General features: G+C 72.9%; 23 protein-coding genes and 1 pseudogene. 8 read left to right on the forward strand and 16 right to left on the reverse strand.

Annotated elements, in window-relative coordinates:
* Positions 1-196: 196 nt before the first annotated feature.
* The 4 genes from rpsR to rpmG are packed head-to-tail and all read right to left on the reverse strand — an operon-like array spanning position 197 to position 2059.
* Entirely contained in the window at positions 197-430 is a 234-nt protein-coding gene (gene rpsR / locus ACFU3E_RS12345; protein ID WP_384155456.1) for a 30S ribosomal protein S18, read from the reverse strand.
* Positions 431-436: 6 nt separating this feature from the next.
* The gene (locus tag ACFU3E_RS12350; RefSeq protein WP_384155459.1) at positions 437-1639 is read right to left on the reverse strand and encodes a CobW family GTP-binding protein; all 1203 of its coding nucleotides are present in this window, start codon (positions 1637-1639) and stop codon (positions 437-439) included.
* A gap of 4 nt (positions 1640-1643) precedes the next feature.
* The gene (locus tag ACFU3E_RS12355) at positions 1644-1892 is read right to left on the reverse strand and encodes a type B 50S ribosomal protein L31 (protein WP_030235956.1); all 249 of its coding nucleotides are present in this window, start codon (positions 1890-1892) and stop codon (positions 1644-1646) included.
* Positions 1893-1894: 2 nt separating this feature from the next.
* A complete protein-coding gene (rpmG, locus tag ACFU3E_RS12360; protein ID WP_384155462.1) occupies positions 1895-2059 on the reverse strand; it encodes a 50S ribosomal protein L33 in 165 nt (54 codons plus the stop codon).
* Positions 2060-2122: 63 nt separating this feature from the next.
* On the opposite strand from rpmG, the gene rpmB reads away from it, so the two are divergent.
* From rpmB to ACFU3E_RS12380, 4 genes are all read left to right on the forward strand, one after another.
* Complete coding sequence (rpmB, locus tag ACFU3E_RS12365) at positions 2123-2359, forward strand: 50S ribosomal protein L28 (RefSeq protein WP_384155465.1); 237 nt, start codon at positions 2123-2125, stop codon at positions 2357-2359.
* On the forward strand, positions 2359-2664 hold the full coding sequence (gene rpsN / locus ACFU3E_RS12370; protein ID WP_384155468.1) for a 30S ribosomal protein S14: 306 nt from the start codon (positions 2359-2361) through the stop codon (positions 2662-2664). The genes rpmB and rpsN overlap by 1 nt, the downstream gene beginning before the upstream one ends.
* Before the next feature lie 125 nt (positions 2665-2789).
* Positions 2790-3296, forward strand: a complete 507-nt coding sequence (locus ACFU3E_RS12375) for a hypothetical protein (protein WP_384155471.1) — start codon at positions 2790-2792, stop codon at positions 3294-3296.
* A 449-nt stretch (positions 3297-3745) separates the two neighbouring features.
* Entirely contained in the window at positions 3746-4285 is a 540-nt protein-coding gene (locus ACFU3E_RS12380) for a DUF4232 domain-containing protein (protein WP_384155474.1), read from the forward strand.
* 7 nt (positions 4286-4292) lie between these two features.
* Here ACFU3E_RS12380 and ACFU3E_RS12385 read toward each other — a convergent pair whose 3' ends face one another.
* Positions 4293-5432 (reverse strand): DUF2786 domain-containing protein, encoded by a 1140-nt coding sequence (locus ACFU3E_RS12385; protein WP_384155477.1) that lies wholly within the window; start codon positions 5430-5432, stop codon positions 4293-4295.
* A 98-nt stretch (positions 5433-5530) separates the two neighbouring features.
* On the opposite strand from ACFU3E_RS12385, the gene ACFU3E_RS12390 reads away from it, so the two are divergent.
* Complete coding sequence (locus tag ACFU3E_RS12390; RefSeq protein WP_384155480.1) at positions 5531-6271, forward strand: Clp protease N-terminal domain-containing protein; 741 nt, start codon at positions 5531-5533, stop codon at positions 6269-6271.
* A gap of 55 nt (positions 6272-6326) precedes the next feature.
* A complete protein-coding gene (locus tag ACFU3E_RS12395; protein WP_384155483.1) occupies positions 6327-8030 on the forward strand; it encodes a bifunctional 3'-5' exonuclease/DNA polymerase in 1704 nt (567 codons plus the stop codon).
* Positions 8031-8065: 35 nt separating this feature from the next.
* Here the strand turns inward: ACFU3E_RS12395 and ACFU3E_RS12400 are convergent, their stop codons facing one another.
* Both ACFU3E_RS12400 and ACFU3E_RS12405 read right to left on the reverse strand, forming a co-directional pair.
* Complete coding sequence (locus ACFU3E_RS12400) at positions 8066-11035, reverse strand: BTAD domain-containing putative transcriptional regulator (RefSeq protein ID WP_384155486.1); 2970 nt, start codon at positions 11033-11035, stop codon at positions 8066-8068.
* Positions 11036-11367: 332 nt separating this feature from the next.
* Positions 11368-12261 carry a glycosyltransferase family 2 protein gene (locus tag ACFU3E_RS12405; protein ID WP_384155489.1) on the reverse strand — a complete coding sequence of 298 codons (894 nt, stop codon included), beginning with the start codon at positions 12259-12261 and terminating at the stop codon, positions 11368-11370.
* Positions 12262-12468: 207 nt separating this feature from the next.
* Here ACFU3E_RS12405 and ACFU3E_RS12410 point away from each other — a divergent pair, with 207 nt between their 5' ends.
* Together ACFU3E_RS12410 and ACFU3E_RS12415 are read left to right on the forward strand one after the other, a co-directional pair.
* Complete coding sequence (locus tag ACFU3E_RS12410; protein ID WP_384155492.1) at positions 12469-13350, forward strand: helix-turn-helix domain-containing protein; 882 nt, start codon at positions 12469-12471, stop codon at positions 13348-13350.
* Between the two features lie 602 nt (positions 13351-13952).
* Positions 13953-15671 carry a BCCT family transporter gene (locus ACFU3E_RS12415; RefSeq protein ID WP_384155495.1) on the forward strand — a complete coding sequence of 573 codons (1719 nt, stop codon included), beginning with the start codon at positions 13953-13955 and terminating at the stop codon, positions 15669-15671.
* A 231-nt stretch (positions 15672-15902) separates the two neighbouring features.
* On the opposite strand, the pseudogene ACFU3E_RS12420 reads toward ACFU3E_RS12415, so the two are convergent.
* The 9 genes and pseudogenes from ACFU3E_RS12420 to ACFU3E_RS12460 all read right to left on the reverse strand — a co-directional run.
* Positions 15903-16015, reverse strand: a pseudogene (locus tag ACFU3E_RS12420) (sugar phosphate nucleotidyltransferase); the annotation flags it as partial.
* Entirely contained in the window at positions 16012-17076 is a 1065-nt protein-coding gene (locus ACFU3E_RS12425) for a glycosyltransferase family 2 protein (RefSeq protein ID WP_384155498.1), read from the reverse strand. The gene ACFU3E_RS12425 and the pseudogene ACFU3E_RS12420, both read right to left, overlap by 4 nt.
* Positions 17073-19586 (reverse strand): class III lanthionine synthetase LanKC, encoded by a 2514-nt coding sequence (lanKC, locus tag ACFU3E_RS12430; protein ID WP_384155501.1) that lies wholly within the window; start codon positions 19584-19586, stop codon positions 17073-17075. The genes ACFU3E_RS12425 and lanKC overlap by 4 nt, the downstream gene beginning before the upstream one ends.
* A 22-nt stretch (positions 19587-19608) precedes the next feature.
* Positions 19609-21339 (reverse strand): daptide biosynthesis intramembrane metalloprotease, encoded by a 1731-nt coding sequence (gene mpaP, locus ACFU3E_RS12435; RefSeq protein WP_384155503.1) that lies wholly within the window; start codon positions 21337-21339, stop codon positions 19609-19611.
* A complete protein-coding gene (locus tag ACFU3E_RS12440; RefSeq protein ID WP_384155506.1) occupies positions 21336-22085 on the reverse strand; it encodes an ABC transporter permease in 750 nt (249 codons plus the stop codon). The genes mpaP and ACFU3E_RS12440 overlap by 4 nt, the downstream gene beginning before the upstream one ends.
* Before the next feature lie 6 nt (positions 22086-22091).
* Complete coding sequence (locus ACFU3E_RS12445; RefSeq protein WP_384155509.1) at positions 22092-22805, reverse strand: ABC transporter ATP-binding protein; 714 nt, start codon at positions 22803-22805, stop codon at positions 22092-22094.
* Complete coding sequence (locus ACFU3E_RS12450; protein ID WP_384155512.1) at positions 22795-22998, reverse strand: hypothetical protein; 204 nt, start codon at positions 22996-22998, stop codon at positions 22795-22797. Before ACFU3E_RS12450 ends, ACFU3E_RS12445 begins: the two co-directional genes overlap by 11 nt.
* 101 nt (positions 22999-23099) lie before the next feature.
* On the reverse strand, positions 23100-23279 hold the full coding sequence (locus ACFU3E_RS12455; protein ID WP_384155515.1) for a daptide-type RiPP: 180 nt from the start codon (positions 23277-23279) through the stop codon (positions 23100-23102).
* Positions 23280-23324: 45 nt separating this feature from the next.
* Entirely contained in the window at positions 23325-23507 is a 183-nt protein-coding gene (locus ACFU3E_RS12460; RefSeq protein ID WP_384155692.1) for a daptide-type RiPP, read from the reverse strand.
* Positions 23508-23549: the final 42 nt, after the last annotated feature.

Genomic DNA, 23549 nt, shown 5'->3' on the forward strand with positions numbered 1-23549 from the left:
GCACCTCACGGCTCACGGCTCACGGCTCACGGCTCACGGCTCACGGCTCACGGCTCACGGCTCACGGCAGCAGAACATCATGCGCGTCCCCGACGGCCCTGGCCCGCCGCGCGGAACAACCACCACGCGGCCGACCCCGCCACGGCGGCCGGCCCGTGCCACCGCGCCGGTCGGCCACCCGGGCCACGCGGCCGGCTCAGCGCACGGCGTACGGCAGCAGCGCCATCTCGCGGGCGTTCTTGATGGCCCTGGCCAGCTGCCGCTGCTGCTGGGCCGACACCCGCGTGACGCGGCGGCTGCGGATCTTGCCGCGGTCGGAGATGAACTTCCGCAGCAGGTCGGTGTCCTTGTAGTCGATGTAGGTGATCCCGGCCTGGTCCAGGGGGTTGGGCCGGTTCTTCACGGGCTTGCGGTCGAGCTTGCGGGGCATGGCGGATCAGACCTCCAGGAGGGTGTCGAAGGCGTGCGGCAGCCGCTGCCAGGCATCGCGCCCGGCGGCGTACTCGGCGTCGGTCAGCAGGCAGGACTCCAGCAGCCGCTCCAGGCCGTCCCGGTCGAGACCGGGCGAGGTGAAGACCAGGTGCTGGCAGCGGTCACCGTGCTCGGGGTGCCAGTCCAGCGCTGCGGCGGCGCGGCGCACCGGCGGGACCATCTCCCAGGCCGCGTCCGGCAGGGAGGCCAGCCACGGGCCCGCGCTCTCCACGCACAGGGCCCCGCCCGCCGCGTCCCAGTGGAACAGCGTGTCGGGCTTGTCGGCGAGCCAGAAGCGGCCCCGGCTGCGGGCGGCCGCACAGGTCAGGTCCTCCAGTGCGGCGTACAGCCGCTCCGGGTGGAAGGGGCGGCGCCCGCTCCAGACCAGGGTGGAGACGCCGTGCGCGTCGGCCTCGGCGGGCAGCAGCGCGCAGGCCGGATGCTGGGCGGCGGCGGCCGCCTCGACGTCGAAGCCGGCCAGGGCGGCCCGGGCCAGGGGCGAGAGCGGGCGGTGGCGGGGAGTGGGCACCGTCAGGTCGTCCACGGCCGTGTCCGCCGGGTCACTGTGCCTGATCGGGACCTGGCGGGCCGTCGGGTGCAGTTGCGCGAGCAGCTCGCGGTCCTCGTCGTCGGCCTCCGGGGAATCGGCGACCGCGAGGACGGGGGCGTACTCCAGCTGCCGCGCGAAGGTGTCGGCGACCGTGCGCTGGTCGGTGGCGGCCGCGGCGAGACCGCCGTCGGCCAGGTCGTCACCGTTGCCGAGGTAGGGCAGGACCAGGGCCGGGTCGACGGCGGTGATCACGCCGGTGACGGTGAGCCCGCCGGCCGTGACGACCTCGGCCATGGCTTTGGGCTCGACGGAGTCCCACAGCTCGACGACCGCGAGCCGGGTGCCGCCCGCGTCCCGCAGCCGCTCCAGCTCCGGCACCAGGTCCTCGCGCAGGGCGCAGCACGCGCAGTCGTTGACGAGCGGCGCCTCCCCCGCGTCGAGGATGCCGGAGGCGTCCCCGATGGTCCGTACGACGGTGCCCGCGGCGGCCGTCGCCAGGTCGTGGTGGAGGACGACACTGCCGGGCACGTCGGCGAGCAGCCGCGCGACGGCGGCCTTGCGGGCGTCGGCGTGCAGTCCGCCGACGATCACGACGGAGAGCCCAGGATGGACAGCCACGGGGTCAGCCCTTCTTTCCGTACCGGCGCTCGAAGCGCTCCACACGGCCGGCGGTGTCCAGGACGCGGGCCGTGCCGGTGTAGAAGGGGTGGCTGACGTCGGAGATCTCGACGTCGACGACCGGGTAGGTGTTGCCGTCCTCCCACTCGATCGTCTTCTCGCTCGTCATGGTCGAGCGGGTGAGGAAGGCGTAGTCGGCGGCACGGTCGCGGAAGACGACGGGGCCGTACTCCGGGTGGATTCCCTCGCGCATGGTCAGCGCTCCTCTCGGAAGTCGACGTGGCGGCCGGCGACCGGATCGAACTTGCGCAGGGTCAGGCGGTCCGGGTTGTTGCGGCGGTTCTTGCGGGTCACGTAGGTGAAGCCGGTCCCGGCGGTGGACCGGAGCTTGATGACCGGCCGGAGTTCGTTGCGTGCCATGCCGCTATGATACTGAAAATGAAATCCATTTCCACAGCCTGAGCAGAGAGGTACGTCACCACCATGTCCGCGCACTGCATGCTGACCGGCACACAGCCGGGCTTCGGCAACCGCATCTCGCACTCCCACCGGCGCACGCCCCGCCGGTTCGACCCCAACATCCAGTCCAAGCGCTACTGGCTCCCGAGCGAGGGCCGGTACGTCCGGCTCCGGCTCAGCGCCAGGGGGATCAAGACCGTCGACACGATCGGGGTCGAGGCGGCCGTCGCCCGGATCCGCGCCCGGGGAGTGAGGGTCTGATGGCGAAGAAGAGCAAGATCGCGAAGAACGACAGGCGGCAGGAGGTCGTCGCGCGGTACGCCGCCCGGCGGGCCGAGCTGAAGGAGATCATCCGGCGGCCGTCGTCGACGGCGGCCGAACGGCTCGCCGCCCAGGCGGAGCTGCGCAGGCAGCCGCGCGACGCGAGCGCCACGCGCGTGCGCAACCGCGACCAGGTGGACGGCCGGCCGCGCGGTTACTTCCGGGCGTTCGGGCTGTCCCGGGTGAGTCTGCGGGAGCAGGCCCACGCGGGCTATCTGCCCGGGGTGCGCAAGTCGTCCTGGTGAGAGGCATTCGAGAAGGCTCTTGACGGGCCCTGGTAGCTTGCTGCGATCGTTCCGGCCAGGAGGCCGGCCGGTGCTGTCCGGGCCGGGCCGGGCCGGCTACAGCTTGGGGGCTTGCAGTGACTTCGGTGATCTTCTCGCGCCGCGGCGGCGCCGTGCGCGTCGCGGCGGCGGCCGCGGGGCTCGCGGGCGCGCTCGCGCTGACCGCGTGCAGCGGCGACGGCGGCTCGGACGGCGACTCGGCCTCCAGCCCGGCTCCGTCCGCCTCGGCGTCCGCCGGCACGGGCGGCGGCTCCGGATCCGGAGCCGAGGAGCCGGCCGGCGGCGAGCTGGCCGGCAGCTGGCTCGCGACGACCGACGGCAAGGCGGTGGCCCTCGTGATCACCGGCAAGCAGGCAGCGCTGTTCGCCACCGGCGGGAGCGTGTGCAGCGGCACCGCGGGCGATGAGTCCGGGACGCGGATGATTCGCCTGAAGTGCACGGACGGCTCCAAGGACCGGGCGGCCGGCACGGTCGACTCGGTGAACGGAAGCAGTCTGAAGGTCACCTGGGAGGGCGGCCTCGGCGCGGAGACCTACACGAAGGCGGAGGGCGGCAAGCTGCCGACGGGCCTGCCGACCGCGAGTCTCGGCTGACCTCCGGATCCTCCGGATCCTTACGCACGGGCCGCGGATCGCTCACAGGCGCCGCGGCCCGTCCGGCGGTCCGGGGGGACCCGCGGGGGCGTGTGCCGGGCGGTCGCGAGGGCGGCGTATGCCCGTGCGGCGGGTTCGGACCAGCGCACGCGCAGGCTGCGTGCCGAGGACTCGGTGCAGGCCCGCACCCGCCCCCCCCTGGGCCCGGCAGGCGGACAGGGCGGCCTCGCCGAGGACCCGGCGAAAGCACGCACCCGCCCGGCAAACGCACGAGCCACGAGCCAGGCAAGCCACGCAGGCCCGCACCCGCCCCCCCTGTTCGGGACGTCCACGGCGCATGCCCGTCCGGCGTTCGGGGGAATCGCCGGGGGCGCGTGCGCGTACGGAACGCGCGTGCGTGATGATCCAGGGGCCCGAAGCCGCTCCCGCACGACACGCCAGAGGACCCCATGCGCACCTTCCCCCTCACCCTGGCCGCCGCCCTCGCCACGACGCTCCTGCTGACCGGCTGCGACGACGACAAGGCCGGTGGCGACGACGTCAAGAACGCGGACGAGCCGAGCAGTTCGGCCTGCGCGCTCGGCGACATGGGCGTGCAGGTCGGCGCGGGCGCCGCGCCGGCCGCCGGGGACACCGGCACCGTCACCGTCACGCTCACCAACAAGGGCGCGCAGTGCACGCTGAAGGGCTTCCCCGCCGTGGACCTCATGGCCGACGACAGCACGACGTCCGTCTCCCCCGACCAGGCCGCGAAGGCAGGGTCGCTCACGCTCGGGAAGGGCGGCACCACGTCCTTCACCATCACCTACGTCCGGGGCGAGGCGGGCTCCCCGAAGAGCCTCCCCGTGCGGAAGGCGTCCTTCACCCTGCCCGGCGCCACCGCGGACGCGCACGACCTGACGTGGTCGTACGGCGAGGTCGCCCGGAGGGACGCGGGAGGCGGCGCGGCGCAGGCCACGGTGAGCGGTTTCGAGTCCTCGGGCGACTGACGGGAGGTCAGCGCAGCGGCGGCCGGTGCCGGACCTGGGCCCGGTCCGCCGCCTGCGCGCCCTCCGTCCAGCCCGCCGCGTCGCGCACCCCGCGCAGCCGGGTCGTGGTCGTCTCCGGGAACATCCGGTCCAGCCGCCCGGTGACGGCGGCCTCGCGGGAGGCGAGGACCGGGAGCAGGTCGTCGGTCACCTGAGTCTCGGCGGCTGCTGCCAGGCGGGTTCCGATGCGGTGGGCGTAGGCGGCGAGGAAGGACTGCCGGAACGTCTTGGTGCGCTTGCGGCCACCCGCCCGCCCCCGAGTTCCCGGCTGCGCTCGAGCAGCAGGCGCCACCACCGCGGCCTCCGCCTTCGTCATCGCGGTGGTGGCCTGTACCAGGAGCGAGGTGTAGAGGAGTTCGACCGCCTCCAGGTCGGCCTCGAAGCCGACGACGGTGGAGAAGCCGAGGGGCTCGTTCCACACGGCCCGGCAGTGGTTGGCACCGGCGACGGCGTCCAGCAGCACCGCCTTGGCCTGCTCGTACGGCGGCTCGACCCCTATACGGCAGGCCCCGGGCGTGTCCGGCGACGGTGCCCGCGCCGCGAGCAGCGCCTCGTCGACGCTGTGCCGGGCCATCAGCTCCTGCGCCTTGGCGCTGAGCGCGTCGGCCTCCTCCGGGAACCCGGTGGCCTCCGCCTTGGCGAGCAGGGCGCGGATGCGGGTGAGCATGCGGGACTCGGCCCTCGCCTCCCCGGGCGCCTCGTCGAGGGCTTCCAGGGACGGCAGCCGCAGCAGCAGGCGGTACAACTCCAGCACGGCGGTGGCATGCGAGAAGCGGTCGGTGCGGGACGCGGCGTCGGCGGGGAGCTCCGCGAGTTGCGCGTTCCAGCGGCGGCCCCGGGGGCCGTCACCGGGTGCCTGTGCCCGGATCAGCGCGGCCACCAGCTGCACGTGCACGTCGTCCAGCTCGCGCCGGACGATGCGCACGACGTCGGCCGGCTGCCAGCCGCGCCGCCAGGCTCCCGCCACGAACTCCTGTCCGCGCCGGGCGAGTTCGGCGTCCGCCGCCGGGTCGGAGGCGAGCAGGGACGCGCCGGTGTCGAGGGCCGTCTCGGCGGTCTCGTAGAGGGCCGCTGCGAACGCGCGGTCGACGGTGCTGGACGTACTCACGGGCCGATGGTGCCATGCCGCCGCGACCGGCCCGGAACCCACTCATTGCTGTCAACCCATGGTTGACAGCAAGAGGGGCGCAACCTACGGTTGACACTATGGCGAACCCCGACACGACGTCATCCATCCGTCTCGACGACCTCATCGCGGCCATCAAGAAGGTCCACGAGGAGCCGCTCGACCAGCTCCAGGACGCGGTGATCGCCGCGGACCACCTGGGCGACGTGGCCGACCACCTGATCGGCCACTTCGTCGACCAGGCCCGGCGCTCCGGCGCCTCCTGGACCGACATCGGCAAGAGCATGGGCGTCACCCGGCAGGCCGCGCAGAAGCGGTTCGTGCCCAAGGAGTCGGCCGACCTCGACCCCAGCCAGGGCTTCAACCGGTACACGCCCCGCGCCCGCAGCGCGGTGATGGCGGCGCACAACGCGTCCAAGGCCGCGCACAACGCCGAGGGCCTGCCCGGGCACCTCGTCCTCGGACTGCTGGCCGAACCCGAGGGCCTCGCCGCCAAGGCCATCGTCGAACTGGGAGTCTCCCTCGACGCGGTCCGCGCGGCGGCCACGGCGGCGCTCCCGCCGGCCGTCGACGACGCCCCGGAGCTCGTGCCGTACGGCCAGGCCGCCAAGAAGGTCCTGGAGCTCACCTTCCGCGAGGCGCTGCGCCTCGGCCACAACCACATCGGCACCGAGCACATCCTGCTCGCCCTGCTGGAGCACGAGAACGGCCAGGGCGTCCTCAGCGGCCTGGGCATCGACAAGCAGCGGACGGAGCAGTACGTCGCCAGGGTGCTGGAGAAGATCGCGCGGGCGCAGGAGAACGTGCTGGACGAGTCCTGACCCCCGTCCGGCGGCGGCAGGGGGCGTTGTCAGACCCCCCTGGCACACTCGCAGCATGGCCGACCGGTGGGCGCTCGCTCCGGCCGAGGACGGTGGCGTGGACGTCGCCCCCCTCGGGCCTGACGGGCTGCCCGCCGGGCCGGTGCGGCGGGAGGCGGATCCCGCCGCGGCCGTGCGGAGCCGTCCCGGCGTCACGCGGTGGGTGTGGCGGTCCACCGCCGAGGTCTACCCGCGCCTGCTCGCCACGGGGGTGCGAGTCGAGCGGTGCTACGACATCGAGGCCGCCGAGACCCTCCTCCTCGGCCACGAGGGGCGGTACGGGGAACCCCGCTCGGCCGCGGCCGCCCTGGCCCGGTTGCGCGGCGGCCCCGTACCGCCCGATCCGCCCCAGCGCTCCGCCGAACCGGGCTCCCAGTCCTCCCTGTTCGAGCCGCAGGGCGTCCCCCTCCCCCTGCCGGACCTCCTCGCCGTCTACGCCGGGCAGCACGAGCGGCACGAGCAGGCCGAGCACCCCGACCGGATGCGGCTGCTGACTGCCGCCGAGTCGGCGGGCATGCTGGTGGCCGCCGAGATGAACCGCGCCGGGCTGCCCTGGAGCGCCGAGGTGCACCGCGCGCTGCTGCACGACCTGCTGGGCGAGCGGTACGCGGGCGGCGGCCAGCCCCGCCGCCTGGCCGAGCTGGCCGACGAGGTGTCCGCCGCGTTCGGCCGCCGGGTCCGCCCCGACCTGCCCGCCGACGTGGTCAAGGCCTTCGCCCAAGCCGGCATCAAGGTCTCCTCGACCCGCCGCTGGGAGCTCGAGTCGGTCGACCACCCTGCCGTGAAGCCCCTGATCGAGTACAAGAAGCTGTACCGCATCTGGGTCGCCCACGGCTGGTCCTGGCTGCAGGACTGGGTCCGTGAGGGGCGCTTCAGACCCGAGTTCCTCGCGGGCGGGACGGTGACCGGGCGCTGGGTGACCAACGGCGGAGGCGGGCTGCAGATCCCCAAGGTGATCCGGCGGGCCGTGGTCGCCGATCCCGGCTGGCGGCTCGTCGTCGCCGACGCCGACCAGATGGAGCCGCGCGTCCTCGCGGCGATCTCCCGCGACCCCGGTCTGATGGAGGTGGCCGGCCGGGAGACCGACTTGTACCAGTCCGTCTCCGACCGCGCCTTCTCCGGCGACCGCTCCCAGGCCAAACTCGCCGTGCTCGGCGCGGTCTACGGCCAGACCTCCGGCGACGGCCTGAAGAACCTCGCCGCGCTCAGACGCCGATTCCCCAGGGCGGTGGCGTACGTCGACGACGCCGCCCGGGCCGGTCAGGAGGGCCGGCTCGTGCGGACCTGGCTCGGCCGGACCTGCCCGCCCGCGGCCCGGGGGACGGACGACGCGACGGAGGAGGCGGGCATCCCGACGGCCGCCGTCGTCGCCGGGGCGGACGACCAGCCGGACGGCGGACCGTGGGTGCCCGGCTACGCCTCCACCAACGCCCGCGCCCGCGGCCGCTTCGCCCGCAACTTCGTCGTCCAGGGCAGCGCCGCCGACTGGGCGTTGCTGCTGCTCGCCGCGCTGCGGAAGACCTGCGCGGAGCTGGCGGCCGAGCTGGTCTTCTTCCAGCACGACGAGGTGATCGTGCACTGCCCCGAGGAGGAGACGGAGGCGGTCGTGGCGGCGATCCGCGAGGCGGCGGCCCTGGCCGGACGGCTGACCTTCGGGGAGACACCGGTGCGGTTCCCGTTCACGACGGCGGTGGTGGAGTGCTACGCCGACGCCAAGTAGTCCGGTCGGGACAGAAGTCGCCGAGGAAAGCGTGGTCAGTCAGCGGGAGCGAGCAACGCGCGTAGCTCCTTGACGACCGCCTGCTCGTCCGTTCCTTCCAGTGCGGCGAGAGCCGAGCCCCACCCCGCACGCGCCTCGCCGATGTGTCCCCACTCCCGCAGCAGCAGTCCGTGCTGGTGGCGGGCGAGACCGCCGGTGTAGTGGTCTGCGCGGGCGCCGGCCCGGCCGAGCAGCTCGGCGCACTCGCGGGCGGCCCGCCTGCTGCGGCCCAGCAGACACAGGGCACGGACCAGTCCGAGCCGGGCCCGGGACTCGCCGTGCCAGTCGCCATGGCCGCCGAGGACGCGCAGGCTCTCCTCGAAGTGCGGCAGAGCGGCGGCCGGTTGGCCGAGCCGCAGATGGGCGTACCCGATGTCGCAGTGCGCGGAGTGCCGCACTCTCACGGCGCCGATCTCGTCACCGAAGGTGAGCGAACGCCGGTGCTGCTCGATGGCGGCCCGCGGGTCGGTGTGCTCGACGAGGTTGCCGAGGTGGCCGCGAGTGACGGCCTCGCCGTACGGGTCGTTCAGCCGCCGTGCGTACGCCAGGCTCCGCGTCAGTGCCTCGCCCGCCTCGGCGCGCCGGCCGGCCCCGTCCAGCAGCGGGCCGCGGTCGTCGAGACAGCGGCGGATCCAGGACGGGTGGTCCAGCCGCCGCCAGATGGCCAGCGCCCGGTCGTTGAGAGCGAGGGCGTCGTCGTGCCGGCCGGTCAGGAAGTGCAGCCCGGCGAGGTCCACCAGCGCGTACGCCTCCGCCGCCGCGTCACCGAGCCGCCGGGCCACCCGGAGGCCGGCCCGCCCGAGCACCTCCATCTCGGCGACGCGACCCCGGCGACGCGCGTAGGGAAAGATCAGCCGGACCAGCGTGCCGGCCAGGCCCGCGCGCTGCCCGGAGGTGTCGTCCGCGTACCGCTCGACCAGAGTGACGACGTTCTCCAGCTCCCTGTCCCCCCAGGCGAGGGCCTCTTCGGCGCCGGCGAAGGGGGCGACGGTGGCGAGGTGGGCCGCGTGGCCGCTCGGCTGCGTCGGGGTGGGGCGGCGGCGGTCGTCCTGGTCGACGCCGGGTTCCACGAGGGCGGCGAGGACGCGCTCGGCGACGGCGGCGTACCAGTGCAGCGCGATGTCGGCGGTCTCGGCGGCGTCCCGCTCCCCGGTCAGTTCACGGGCGAAGTCGCGCACCAGGGTGTGCGGTGCGTAGCGGCCGTACGTCGTCTCCTCCAGCAGGGCCACGTCGAGGAGGCGGTCCACAGCGGCCTCGGTGCGGGGTTCGCCGGTGCCGGTGAGGCGGGCGAGCAGGGGGGCGCCGTACGTGGGCAGGTCGAGCGCGCCGATACGGCGCAGGGTGCGGGCGGCGTCCCGGTCGGCTGCGCGCTCGGAGGCGGCGAGCGCGTCGTGCGCGACGGCCAGCGAGCGGCGGACGCTCAGGTCGTCGTACTCCAGGTGGTGCAACCGGCCTTCGGCTGTGGCCAGTTGTCCGGCGAGAGCGTCGGGGGTGAGGGCCCGGCGGGCGGCTAGCCGCGCGGCGACGACCCGCAGGGCCAGCGGGAGACGGCCGGTGAACCCGACGAGGAGCCGGGTGGCGTCCGTATCGTCCAGCCCGTCGCGGCCCGAGGCCCTGCGCAGGAGTTCGGCGCTCTCCTCGTCCGACAGCGGGGCGAGCGGGAACCGGGCCGCGCCGTCGAGGGCGGTCAGCGGCGAACGGCTGGTGACGATCACCCCGCACCCGGCACCGCCCGGCAGCAGCGGCCGTACCTGTGCGGCGCTCGCGGCGTCGTCCAGCACCAGGAGCGTGCGGGTCGGCGCGAGCAGCGAGCGCAGCAACGCGGCTGCCGCGTCCGGCTGTTCGGGGATGCGGCAGGGCTCGGTGCCGAGGTCACGCAGCAGGGCGGTGAGCGCCTGGCCAGGGGTGAGGGGGGTCCTGCCCGGGGTGGCGCCGTGCAGGCCGAGGTGGAGCCGGCCGTCGGGGAAACGTTCCTCCAGCTGATGGGCGACCCGCAGCGCGAGCGCGCTCTTGCCGACACCGGCCATGCCGCTGATGACGGCGGTGGGGTACGGATCGGGTGCCGTGAGTGTGCGGTACAGCGCGTCGCGTACGGCGGTGCGGCCGATGAAGTGGGTCGGGGGTGGGGGAAGTTGGGCGGGCGGAGGCGGTTGGGCGGGCGAGGGCACCGGCCTGCCCGGTTCACCCGGCTCCCCTGAGCCCTCTTCCCTCACAGCCCCCCGCAGGACCTCCACGTGTGCCTCCCGCACCCCCGGCCCCGGCTCGATGCCGAGTTGGCCGACGAGTCGGCTGCGCAGGTCGCGGTGGACGGCCAGGGCCTCGGCCTGACGACCGGTGCGATGCAGGGCGAGCATCAACTGCCGGTAATACGCCTCACGCAGCGGATACGCGCCGGTCAGGGCCGCCAGCTCCGGCACCAGCTCGTGCAGCCGCGGGCCGCCCAGCGCCAGCTCGGCGTCGTAGCGCCACTCCAGAAGCAGCAGCCGGGCCTCGCACAGCCGCTGCGCGAACGCGTACCCGCCCACCTCGGGCGGCAGCCCGGCGAGCGGCGCGCCCCGCCACAGGGCGAGCGCGCCCGCGCACTCGCGCACCACCCGCTCCCAGTCCTGGCCGGTGTGCGCGGCGCGCGCCTCGGCGACGTGGGCGTCGAAGACGTGGACGTCCAGCTCTCCCTCGTCGATCCGCAGCACATACCCGGACGGCACGGTGCGCAGCCTTCCGGGGTCGTCGAGCAGCCGCCGCAACCGGGCGATGTGGTTGTGCAGGGACGCCTGCGCGGACACGGGCGGTGCCCCGCTCCACAGCGCGTCCTTGAGCGACTCGACGGAGACGACCCGCCCGGCGTCGAGGAGCAGCGCGGCCAGCAGCACACGGGACTTGGCGGCGGCGATGCCCCTGGCCGCTCCCCGGCCGCCGCCCCGGACGTCGCAGAACAGCACCGGCGGCCCCAACAGCCCGAACCGCATACCCCCGTGCCCCCGACCTTGACGCGTTTTCACCCCTGGGCAGCGGATTTCCGCCACCTCCACCTTCGCCTGCCGCACCGGGACCGGCCGCTGCCCTGACCACCGTCAGCCCTGGTTCGGCGACTTCCGGCCAACCGGCGGACGACGCAACGGCGAAGCGTTGGCCACATGTTAGCGATCCGTTGGCAAAGCCTGATGTGATCACTACATCGGATCTGGCCCGGGGGTGCGCGCGTCTGGACGCGCAACTCGGGGGAGTGTCGCCGCCGCGGCCGGATCCGGGTCCCGGTCGGCGAGGTGAACGGCCGGGACCCGCCCCTTCCCCCAGCGCGTCAGATGACGGGCGGCCGCCCCAGCCGAGTGAGCCGCCACACCGTCCGCCACCGCATGGGCCGCCGCTCCCCCGCCGGTTCCCGGACGCCCTCCACGAATCCGCCGCACCACGCGCGCAGCCCGGTGCCCGACCGGTTCCGGGCGAGGGTGAGCAGCACCCACACGCCCAGGTGGACCGGGACGAGCGCGAGCGGCAGCCGGCGGCGGGCCAGCCAGACGCGGTTGCGGGCGTTGACGCGGTAGTAGATGGCGTGCCGGGCGGGCGAGGTCTTCGGGTGCCGGAGCAGCAGCTCCGGCGCGTACAGGATCCGCCAGCCGGCATCCACCGCACGCCATGCGAGGTCGGTCTCCTCGTGCGCGAAGAAGAACTCGGCGGGCCAGTCGCCGATCTCGTCGAGCATCGCCATCCGCAGCGCGTGCCCGCCACCGAGGAAGCCGGTGACGTAACCGCCCCGGTGCGGGTCCGAGTTGCCGACCCTGGGCACGTGCCGCTGCTGTGTCTCACCTAGCTCGTCGGCGATGCGGAAGCCGACGATGCCGAGCCGTTCGTCGGCGGCGTACAGGTCGCGCACGCGGCGCAGCACGTCGGGGTCGACGAGCAGACCGTCGTCGTCCAGATCCACCACGACGTCGATGTCGCCGAACTCCCGCAGCCGTGCCAGGGCCGCGTTGCGCCCGCCGGGGCAGCCGAGGTTCTCGTCGAGCTCGACGGCCGTGACCTCGCCGGGCAGCGACAGCCGCCGGGCGAACTCGGGCAGCGGGCAGCCGTTGCCGACGACGACGATCCGCTCGGGCGGCACGTCCTGCTTGGCCACGGACTCCAGCAGGGCGTCGACCTCCTCGGGCCGGTTGCCCATCGTCACCACGGCGACGGCGATCCGGGGCGCCCTCATGTCCTCACCTCGTCCCGATCGGCAACTGACGGACCGACGGGCGATGCTAGCCGTTCACGGCGGGGACGCCGTGAGTACGCCTGCCGGACGGGGCCTCACCCACGTCTTTCAGCGCAGACGGCACCCGACCGGAACGGGCACAGGATGTCGGGTGCGGCAGGGCACGCGCTGCCTAGCGTGAAGGCACGAAAAGGAAGGAGACCGGGCGTGCTGGACCGGCTCAACCAGGCGATGGACCGGATCGAACAGGACCTCGCCCACACCGTCGACGTGGCGGGCCTGGCGCGTACGGCATGCACCTCGGAGTACCACCTGCGCCGCATGTTCTCGGCCCTGGCAGGAATGCCACTGTCGGAGTACATCCGCCGCCGCCGGCTGACGGTCGCAGGCGCGGAGGTGCTGTCGGGGGACGCGACGCTGCTGGAGATCGCGGTCCGTTACGGCTACGGCTCCGGCGAGGCGTTCGCGCGGGCGTTCCGCACGATGCACGGCGTGGGCCCGGGCGAAGCCCGGCGCACCGGCGCCGCCCTCCTCTCCCAGCCCCGGTTGTCCTTCCGCCTCACCGTCGAAGGGAACAGCAGCATGCACTACCGCGTCGTCGACCGCCCGGCCTTCACCGTCATGGGCTTCCGGACCCGGATCCCCCTGATCCACTCCGGCCCTAACCAGGCGATCATCGATTTCGTCCGCGGCCTCGGCAGGCCCGCCGTGGACCAGCTGGAGAAACTGTCCGACCAGGAGCCGCAGGGCATCGTCGCGGTCTGCGACGACCTGGACCCGAGCCGCGCGGAGGGCACGGAACTCGACTACTACCACGCCGTGATCACCTCGGCCCCGGCCCCGGCGGGGGCTCCCGAAGGCACCACCGCCCTCCCGGTCCCGCCCGGCACCTGGGCGGTCTTCACCACCTCGGGCCCGGCCCCCCGGGCCATCCAGGAACTCTGGCGCGACGTGTACACCGAGTGGTTCCCGTCCAACCCCTACCGCACCCGCCCCGGCCCGGAAATCCTCCGCACCCGCCTGTCGCCCGACGGCACGGAGGCGGACGCCGAGCTGTGGCTGCCGGTGGAGCGGGAATCGACCCGGTGAGGAACTGATCTGCCTCCCCCTCGTCCGGAGAGCAGATTCGGGCGAGGGGGACGGCATGGCCGTGACGCCGGCAGCAGATGTCGGGCTCGCTGAGCGTTGAGCGTCACTCGCTTCCTGAGGAATTTTCCTGTGGCTGTCTCCTGTGAAAGGCTGAACCTCGCCGGTACGCATGGGGCAAGAGATCCGCCACGGCTACAGCACGCTGCACCAGCACGCGGGGCGTGCCGTCCCAGTCCGCTTTCGATGAACGCCGGCGGCGGTCGGCATCGTGGCCCTGGACGGAAAGTGATCCAGAACCGGGGCCCTGACCGCGGCCGGCGACGCGCTGGAAGGACTACGGCACAACCGTCGTGCCACGGGTCACGGATCGATTCCGATGCCGGTCGAATGCCCAGCGGGTGATGCGAGGGGCCTTGACGGCCGGGCACCTGGAGTGTTCGCTGTTGCGCCTACCGATGGCAATCTCTCACTGCGCAACACTTCTCCACCCCTGTGCCATCGCAGCCCAAGGCAGTTCGAGTCAGCGGAAGCCGCTGAGACCGCAGAGACGCACCAGCGTCCGGCCAACCGTGCCTGAGCCCGACGACACGAGGAAAGAGAGCATGGCTGCTCCCCAAGTGACGAAATCACCGGCTGATATTCCGGATCAAGAGAAAACAGGGACCCGTTCCCCCCTGGCGTCGATCGCACCACGCGTCTTCTGGCCGTCCGCGATCATCATCGTCGCCTTCGTCCTCTACACCACGATCTTCAAAGACTCCGCACAAAGCGCCATCAGCGCGGTGCAGGAAGAGATCATCAGCGGTCTCGGCTGGTATTACACCGCACTCGTCTCACTCTTTGTGATATTTGCCCTATGGGTCGGTATCGGCCGGTTCGGAGACATCAAGCTCGGCAAGGACGACGAGCGACCCGAGTTCGGCATGGGCTCGTGGCTGGCGATGCTGTTCGCCGCGGGTATGGGTATCGGGCTCGTCTTCTGGGGTGTCGCCGAGCCGCTGAACCACTTCGTCTCCCCCAGGCCGGGTGTCGGTGAGGGCGAGGCGACGCGGAGCGAGTTCGCCATGGTCCAGACGTTCCTGCACTGGGGAATCCACCCCTGGGCCATCTACGTCGTGGTCGGTCTCGCCGTCGCCTACGCCGTGCACCGCAAGAGCCGTCCCATCTCGATCCGCTGGGCTCTGGAACCGGTCTTCGGCGACAAGATCAAGGGTGCCTGGGGCGACGCCATCGACACCATCGCCGTCGTCGGCACGGTCTTCGGCGTGGCCACCTCGCTCGGCTTCGGCGTCCTGCAGATCTCGGCGGGGCTCGGCTTCCAGGGGTGGGTGACCGACCCCGGCACGCCCCTTCGGGTCGTCCTCATCATCGGCATCACCCTGCTCGCCACCATCTCCGTGGTCACGGGCGTCGGCAAGGGCATCAAGTGGCTGTCCAACATCAATATGGGCCTCGCCGGCGGGCTGCTGCTGTTCGTCCTCGTCGCGGGCCCGACGCTCTTCCTCCTCAACGGCTTCGTCGAGGACATCGGCGCGTATCTGCAGAACATCCTCGCGCTGAGCTTCGACACCGGCGCCTCCCAGGGCGAGGAGGGCACCGCATGGGTCAGCGGCTGGACGGTCTTCTACTGGGGCTGGTGGATTTCCTGGGCTCCGTTCGTCGGCGTCTTCATCGCCCGGATCTCCCGCGGGCGGACCGTTCGTGAGTTCGTCACGGGCGTGCTGCTGGTACCGACTCTCCTGACCTTCTTCTGGTTCGCCGTCCTCGGCGGGTCGGCACTCCACCGTGAGACGGTCGGCGAGGGCGGACTGGTGGGTGAGGACGGCGCGGTCGGCACGGACAGCGCGCTCTTCCAGCTGCTCGACGGCATGCCGGGCGGCGCGCTCGTCGCCGGGGCGACGATCCTGCTGATCGTGCTGTTCTTCGTCACCTCCTCCGACTCCGGCAGCTACGTGGTCGACGTGCTGGCCTCCGGAGGCAACCCCAACCCGCCGACATGGAGCCGCGTGTTCTGGTGCGCGGCCCAGGGGGCCGTGGCCATCGCGCTGCTGATCGCCAGCGGCACGGGGACCGGGTCGCTGACCACGCTGCAGACGGTGGCGATCATCACGGCGCTGCCCTTCAGCCTGGTGATGATCGGGATGTGCCTGGCCACGACCAAGGCCTTCCGTCGCGAACACCACGCCAACCTGGCCGCTCAGCGGAGGAAGCAGGAACAACGGCTCATCGACCGGGCCGTCACGGCGTTCGAGGAGGGCCTGGAGGACGGGTCCACGTCGAACCGGGCCGAAGACGGCACGGTGGACGCGCGCACGCCCTAACCAGGCATCCGCGCGCCGCGCGCCCCGGCATCAGTCGTGAAGGCCGACGACTCGGGCCGGGGCGCGCGGCATGCACGATGACCCTGTGAGAGTGGACGAAGCACCTACGTGCTTCTCGCTCCGCCCGACGGCGATACCGACCCGCGTCCCTAACCTCTCAGGGCAGTACACCTAGCGCAGGAAGGTGATCCGCAGCCCGAAGCGCGACCGCCGCCCACGGCGGCCCTGATCCAGGCCGTAGAAGAGCACCGGCTTGCCGGCGATCGGGACGAGTTGCCTGACCGAGGTGTGGTGTGCGGACGCAGCCGGGCGCCACTGCCTCCGGAGAGCGCCCGCGCCTTCACGCGCCGCCCTTCTCGCCGAGTGCGTGCACCACGGCCAGCTGGGCGGGGGCGTGCAGGCGCAGCAGTTCCTCGAAGCGGACGGCGTGGCCGGGGGCCGAACAGAACACCGGCACGGCGAGCGCGTAGGCACCGCGGCGTGGGACGATCAAGGGCTCGGGACCGCGGTCCCCCGGCACCTCGGGGGGATCCGGCACCTCGCCGTCACCCGGCACGTCGTCGGAAGGCGTCGGGCTGACGAATGCGTCGCTGTCCCGCAGGCGTCGGATCCGGGCGCGGCTGTCCTCGTGGGCCGCGCGGGAGAGCGCGGCGCGCGCGGCCGGTTCACGGAGCGCGTCGCGGATGCGCCGGGCGGCCCTTGCGTCGGGGGTGACGTAGAGCGGCACCAGGTGGGAGGGGGCGACGCTGTACCTGCGGGTGGTGCCGCCCTCGTAGAGGGTGACGGTCCTGGCGGTGGTGGTGCGCACCCGGTGGCCGGCGTCGGCGAGCCGGAGCAGCAGGTCCCAGTCCTCCAGCCCCTGGGTGACCCGCCAGCCGCCGACGGACTCCGCCACCCCGCGCCGGTGGGCGAGTCGGCTGGGCTCGAAGAGCGGGTCGAGCACCTGGAGCTCGGGGTGCCAGCACATGTCCCACCAGGCGCTGCGCCGGATCACCGCTCCGGTGTCGCCGACCGCCTGGTAGCCGGTGGCCACCACGGTCGCGCCCGCTTCGAGCAGCGGGAGGACGCCGGCCAGGTGGTCGGGGCGCCACAGGTCGTCGTGGTCGACGTAGGCGACGTAGCGGCCACGGGCCCGGAGCAGGCCTTCCTGCCGGGGGCCGCTCGGATGCCCGGTGCGCTCCAGCCGGAAGACGCGGATGCGGGGGTCGTCGGCCGCCAGCGCCTCGGCTACCTCGGCGGTGTCGTCGTCGCTGCCGTCCGACAGGACCAGCAGCTCCCAGTCGGTGACCGTCTGCGCACGCACCGATTCCAGCGTGGGGAGCAGGCGTCGCGACCGGTTGTAGGTCGGGCAGACGACCGTGAAGGTGACCTCGGCCCGGTCGGGGGAGGCGGCTGCGTCCGTCACCGGGCACCCTCCCACAGCGGCAGGGTGCAGCTGCGGCGGGCGGCGGCCTGATGGGTGAGGACGAGGCCCGCCAGCCCGGTGCCGAGGTCGAGGGAGAGCTTCAGGGACTCGTCGCCCAGCGGGGCGAGCCCGTCTCCGACCGGGGCCAGGTGCCACGCCGTCTCGGCCAGGGCGCGGCGGACCGCCGCCACCGAGGCCGGGTCGTCCGGCGCGACGGCGGTGAGGAACTGGACGAGCCCGGCCCGCCCGTTGAGCAGCCCGTTGTGCATGGCCGTGGTCCGCTGGGCGATCCGTACCACGCGTTCGAGCGGTGCGACGAAGCGGTCCTCGCCGGTGAGCCGGGCGTGGTCGTGGCAGGCGAGGGCGAGACCGAGGACACCGGCGGCGAGGCCGGTACCGAGGGCCGGCAGGGCGGCCGGGACCGCGGTGGCGTCCGAGGCCAGGCCGAAGCGGGCGGTCTCCAGGTCGAGGAGGTCACCGGCGGCGCGCGCCGCCTCCGGAGCGTCGAGGGCGGCGGCAGCGCGGAGCAGGAAGACCGCGAGTCCGGCGGCTCCGTCGACCAGCCCCGCCGCCGGGTGGTCGTCCTGGGCGTCGACCGCCTTCACCACGCGATCGGTGAGGATGGCGACCTCGTCGTGGCGCCCGGGCGCGCGCAGCAACTGCACGCCGAGCCCGCTCAGCCCGCCGCCCAGCGACAGGTCCTGGGTGCCCTGCGCCGCGTCGAACGCCCGCTCCAGGCACTCGTCCGAGAACGCCGGGTCGAGGTCCTCGGTGGCGAAGGCGATACCGGCGAGGCCGTTCCAGAACCCCGGCGGCAGATCGTCAGCGGCCCGTACCCGGTCCAGCAGCCATGCCAGGTCGGCGGCGTCCGGGGTACCCCCCGCACGGTGCAGGGCCCACAGCATGCCGGCCGCACCGTGGCCGAGGCCGAGACCGCCGGAGGGCTGGAGGAACTGCCGTACGTCGCCGGGGAAGAGACGGTCCTCTCGTTCCGGCGTACGCCAGTCCCGCAGCCTTGCGGCGAGCGCGTCGGCGGTGAACGCGTCGGCGGTGCGCCGCCGTTCGCTCTGGGGAGGCGCAGACGCGTCGTCCGTCGCCGCGACCCAGCCGAGCTGCGCCTCCATCCCGTCGAAGTACTCCGCGGGAACGTCGAACTGCTCGCAGGCCGCCGCGCACAGTTCCGTGGCGCGGTCGGGGCCCAGGGAGAGCAGCCGGGTCAGCGGAACGAGCAGCGCGATGCGCATGGCGCCCAGGGCGAACAGGTCGACGTCCGTGCCCCGGTGACCGAGCGGTGCCCGGAAGCCGAAGACGCCCATGGTCTGGGTGTAGCCCGTGACGTCGCGCGAGGCGTTCTCGAAGTCGATGAAGTGGACCCGGTCCTCGGCGTCGACGATGAGGTTGTTGGGGTGCAGATCGCCGAACACCCAGCCGCGCTCGTGCATCGCGGCCACCGCCTCCGCCGCCCGGCCGAGCAGGTCGCCGACCCAGAGGGCGTACTCACGGGGGGTGAGTGTGCTGTCGGGGTTGACCAGGGGGTTGCGTGCGCAGGCCAGGTCCATGAGGGACTTGCCCTCGACGTACTCCCGACCGAGGAACTTGTGTTCGACACCGTCGACATACGCGTCCACGGCCGGAATGCCGGGCAGTCCCGCCAGATCGAGCAGGGCCGCGTGTTCCCGGTCCAGCCGGGCCGGCGCGTCCCTGCCGCTCTCGTCCAGACCGCAGTGCGGGCGGGCCTCCTTGAGGAGGATCGTGCGGCCCGGTGCGTCGGGGCGCTCAGCGAGGTAGACGCCCCCGCCGTTGGAGAAGTGGACGGCCTTGCGCACCCGATAGGGGAAGTTCGAGAGCCGGAGCCCCGCCCGCAGCGCCAGCGACTCCTCCAGCACGGCGGGGACCGGCGCCCACTTCGGTGGGTGGAAGCCGGGGCGCCGCTCGTCCGGCACCAGGTTGCCGTCCGGGTCCTCGATGCACTCGACCAGCCGCCCGCTTCCGTCGGTGATCCGCCGCGACACGAACGCGCCGTAGCGGGTGTACAGCGGGCCCTCGCGAAAGCGCAGGTCGGAGAGGATCGCCGGTCCCTCCCGGCCACCGATGCGCTGGTCCAGTTCCCGCAGGGCGGTGGCGAACGCCTCGTCGGAGGGTGGGTAGAGGGTGATGAACTTGCCGCTGCCACCGCGGTCGGCGTACTTGCTGTTACGCCGGATCAGAGTGTGCCGGCTGGAGAGCGCCTTGAACGGGAGGGACCGCTCCAGGCAGTACGCGGAGACATCGCCGAGCAGTTCCTCGGCGTTGCCGATGGTGGCGCTGACGTGGATCTTCCAGCCCTGCCAGCGCATCCGCGCCGCATCGGAGGAAGGGGAGTACATGACCCACTCGGTGCGCACCTCGCGCGTCCAGCCGTCCGGGACCGGGTCCTGGTGCAGGCCGAAGAAGGTGCCGGGGTCCTCGGTGTCCCGCTCCTCGTAGAAGAGGGAGGTGGGATGGCAGAACTGAAGGTACGTCAGATACATTCCGGTATTCCGGTTTCTGCTGTCAGTTGAACGGTGCGGCGAACGGCAGCACGAAGCGCTCGTACGCCCACCGCGGAAGTGAAACGGACCGGGGGTGCAGCCGTACGCTGCCCTCCCGGGCCTCCGGGAGGTTCTGCACCCGCAGCGTGTACCAGCGGCCCGGCACCTTCACCTGGTCCGCGTCGACCGGGACGAGGCCGGTCAGCGGCACGGTCGACTCGCCACGCAGCGCGGCTACGACCGTGGCCTCGCCGAGCGGACGGCGCAGGACCAGTCCGGCCTCGACCAGTTCCACCCGGTCCCCGGCGCGCACGTCCCGGCCGTCGGGGCCGGTCGGCACGGTCAGCACCACCTGCGCGTCGCCGGTCACCCGGTAGGCGCCGATCTGCGTGGTCGTCACATGGATACGGCTGACGCCGAACACGACGGCAGCGATCACCAGGGTCAGGCCCAGCACCCGCAGGGGCCGGGGTCTGGTGCCGCGCAGCGACCGCACCAGGCCGAGGACCGCCTTCCCCACGACGACGGCCAGCAGCCCGGCGATCGAGGTGGAGAGGGTGAGCCCGAAGTAGCCCAGGGACAGCAGCGCGTCCAGCCATTGGCCCAAGCCCCGGACCACCAGGAGGACCGGCGTCACCAGACAGGCCGCGCCGAACCACGGCAGCCAGGCCCCCTCGCCGTCCCGGCGCCCGCCCCGCCCGCCGCGCCCGGCCGACCCCTCGGGCCTCTCGGACCCCGGGGATCCGGTGAGCAGGGTGGTGAACCGTTCCCGCAGCGAACGCAGCGCGTCTGCGCGGAGGTTGGGGTGGTCCAGGTAGCTCATCAGGGCGATGTAGCCGTCGAGCTTCACGAACGGCACCAGGTTGATGACCGCCGCCGCCGCGTTCACGAGGGAGAAGAGCAGCAGCATGTCACCGGGCGGCCCGTCACCCGCCAGCCCGCTCGCGCAGGCGGCGGCGCCACTCGCGCCGAGCTGGACGAAGATACCGGCCATCGCCACGTGGGCGCGTTGCCGGTGGTTGAGCCGCCACGCGTCCGAGACGTCGCAGAACATCGCGGGTGACAGGTAGAAGAACATGACGCCGAGTCGGCCTGGGCGGCCGCCGTAGTGCGCCAGCAGGCAGGCGTGGCCCAGTTCGTGCGCGACGGTGGTGACCGACACGGCGGCGAGGACGACCATGAGCATGGAGAGCGAGACAGGGCGGCTCAGCACCTCGACGGCGTGGGCACGCCGCCCCACCAGGGTGAAGGCGCCCATGACGGCGAGCAGCGCGACCGCTGCGCCCAGCGTGCGGGGCGAGGCCAGGCGCAGGCGGTTGATCAGCCGGGCGAGGCCCACGCCGGACCGCAGCACGGTGAACTGGAGCGTGAGCGGTGGCACGTATTTGAACCGGCCCGTGCTCCGGCGCGGGGGCGGGCCGTCCTGCGGCCGGACGACCAGCGTGGCCCGGTCCAGCGCCCGCAGGCCCTCCCGGACGGTCTCCGGGGTCCACGGGCGGCCCAGGCCGTCGGCCAGTTCCTCCACGTCGCGGGTGCCGTCGAGACGGTCGGCGAGTGAGGCGAGGTCGGCACCGATCCGGTAGTACTGGTGCTCCCCGCGCTGGAGGACCCAGGGCTCCCCGTCGGCGACGGGTGGGTGCACCCGTACGCCCTCGGCGAGCCGGGCCCGTTCCAGGTGGGCCGTGCCGCCGGCCCCGTCTGCCGGAGCCGGTGCCGCGGGGCGCCGACGCAGCAGCCCGGCCCGGTAGCTCACGCGACGTCCTTGCGCAGGAACCTCAATCTGGCGACCACGCCGAACAGGGCGATCCACAGCAGCGAGACACCGATCGCGGCGCCGAGCGGCAGCAGGTCGGGTTTGTGGTCGCGGTAGATCGAGCTGAGCGCGATGGAGAAGAGGAACTGGGCGGCCTCCGGCACGAGCCGCTGGACACCGGGCTCGACACCGACCACCAGGACGACGATGGCGAGCACGGTGAGGGTCTGCTTGCGGACGATCCAGCCGGCCATCAGGCCCCAGGGGCCGGCCAGCAGCACGCAACCGCCGACGCCGAGCAGGGTCTTGGTGGTCTCGGCGGTCCAGGCCAGGTCCGTTCCGCCGCTCGAGGCGAGCAGGACGTTGACGGCGGCGCCGCCCATCGCCGTCAGCGCGAACCCGAGAGAGAGCAGCATTCCCGCGGCGAGTTTGGCCCGGAACACCTCGGTTCGCCCGCCGTAGGCGAGCACGGAACGGGCCGCGGTGCCGTTCGCGAAGTCCCGGGTGACGACCAGGGCGCAGGTGATGGCCGAGAAGAGCAGCATCATCATCCAGGCGCGGACGATGTCGTCGGTGACGGCGCCCGAGGCCACGGCGGCCACATCGGTGCGGCCCTCCGAGTAGTAGCCGTAGCCGGTGAGGGCGCACCACAGGAAGCCGCCGACCAGCGCTCCGAGAGTCGCCCGCCCTGAGCCGGCCTTCAGCAGTTCGGACTGGGTATGGCGCACGAGTACGGCAGTGGACACGGGCGTTCAGCTCCCCGCTATCTCGAAGAAACGGTCCTCGAGCGACCTGACGCCGCCCTCGGTGAAGTCGGTGAGCGTGCCGGTGTGGACGAGTCGGCCGCCGTCCAGGAGAAGGACGTCGTCGACGGTGTTCTCCACCTCGGCGAGCTGGTGGCTGGAGACCAGGACGGTCCTGCCCTCGGTGGCCTGGTCCCGGATGAAGCGCCGGATCCAGCGGATGCCGTCCGGGTCGAGGCCGTTGGCCGGTTCGTCCAGCACGAGCAGTTCGACGTCCGGAGAAAGCAGGGCTGTCGCGATCCGCAGCCGCTGCCGCTGGCCCGTGGACAGGGCGGCGCAGCGCTGGCTCTCCTCGCCCGTGAGCCCTACCAGGTCGACGAGCTCCGCGATCCGGGAGCGGCCGACGCCGAGGGCGCGGGCCCAGATGGCCAGTTCGCGCGCGACCGTGGTGCCGGGGTAGAAGCCGATGGCGTCCATGGCGACGCCGACGCGGTGCGCGTTCTGCGGGCCGGGCGGGCCGCCGAGCACCTCGACGGTGCCGGTGTCGGGGGTGGCGACGCCGAGCAGCGACTTCAGCAGCGTGGTCTTGCCTGCGCCGTTACGGCCGAGCAGGCCCACGACCCGGCCCGGTCGCACCTCGAAACCCACGTCGGTGAGCACCCGGCGGGTCCCGTAGCTCTTGCACAGTCCTGCGGCCCGGACGACAGGGCGGTCAGCTGTCACGGTTCGCCAGCACCTTGACGAGGGCGCCGAGGGATCCCGTGGTGGCCAGCAGGCCCGCCACCAGGACGGCGTAGTACACCCAACGTGTCCAGGAGTCGCCGAGGAGGAAGACCGCGATCACCACGGCGGCCGCCACCAGTGCCAGTACGGCCAACAGGGCGGGGTTCGACGTGGCCGGTTCTTGCCCGTTCATGATGCTCCAAAGCTGTTGTGTGTGGGGGGAGTCGGTGCGGGAGGGGTGTGCTGGGGCACCGCGCGTTGCCCCAGCACAGAACTACGGCCCCAGGGTGCCGATCAGGTGGTGATCGCGGATATCGCCGTGTAGGTCGCGGCGGAGGCCGCGGCGACGGAGACCACGGCCGCGGTCGCCGCGAAGCCGGTCGACACACCGCTCCAGAAGCCCGGAGCCTCCAGCGTCTCCAGCTCCTGCAGGGCCAGCTCCAGGCCGGCGTCCTTGCCCAGTTCGTTGTGCATCGTTCCCTCTCCTTTACGTATGGGTGGGTGAAACGAGCGGTTGTCTCAGGTCGCGATGGTCGCGGCGGTGAGCGCGTAGCTGCCGTAGGCGGCGGCGCTCGCCGACACGACGCCGACCGAGACGCCGATGCCCGTCCACCAACCGGGAGCCTCGAGTGTCTCCAGCTCCTGGAGACCGAGTTCCAGAACGTCGCTCTCGAGGGCGACGAGGCCCTCGTCCAGCGTCATGTTCACGCGGTGAGTCCTTTCACTTGCTGTTCGGTTGTGCGA

It is taken from the genome of Streptomyces sp. NPDC057424 (assembly GCF_042803315.1).
GTDB lineage: Bacteria > Actinomycetota > Actinomycetes > Streptomycetales > Streptomycetaceae > Streptomyces.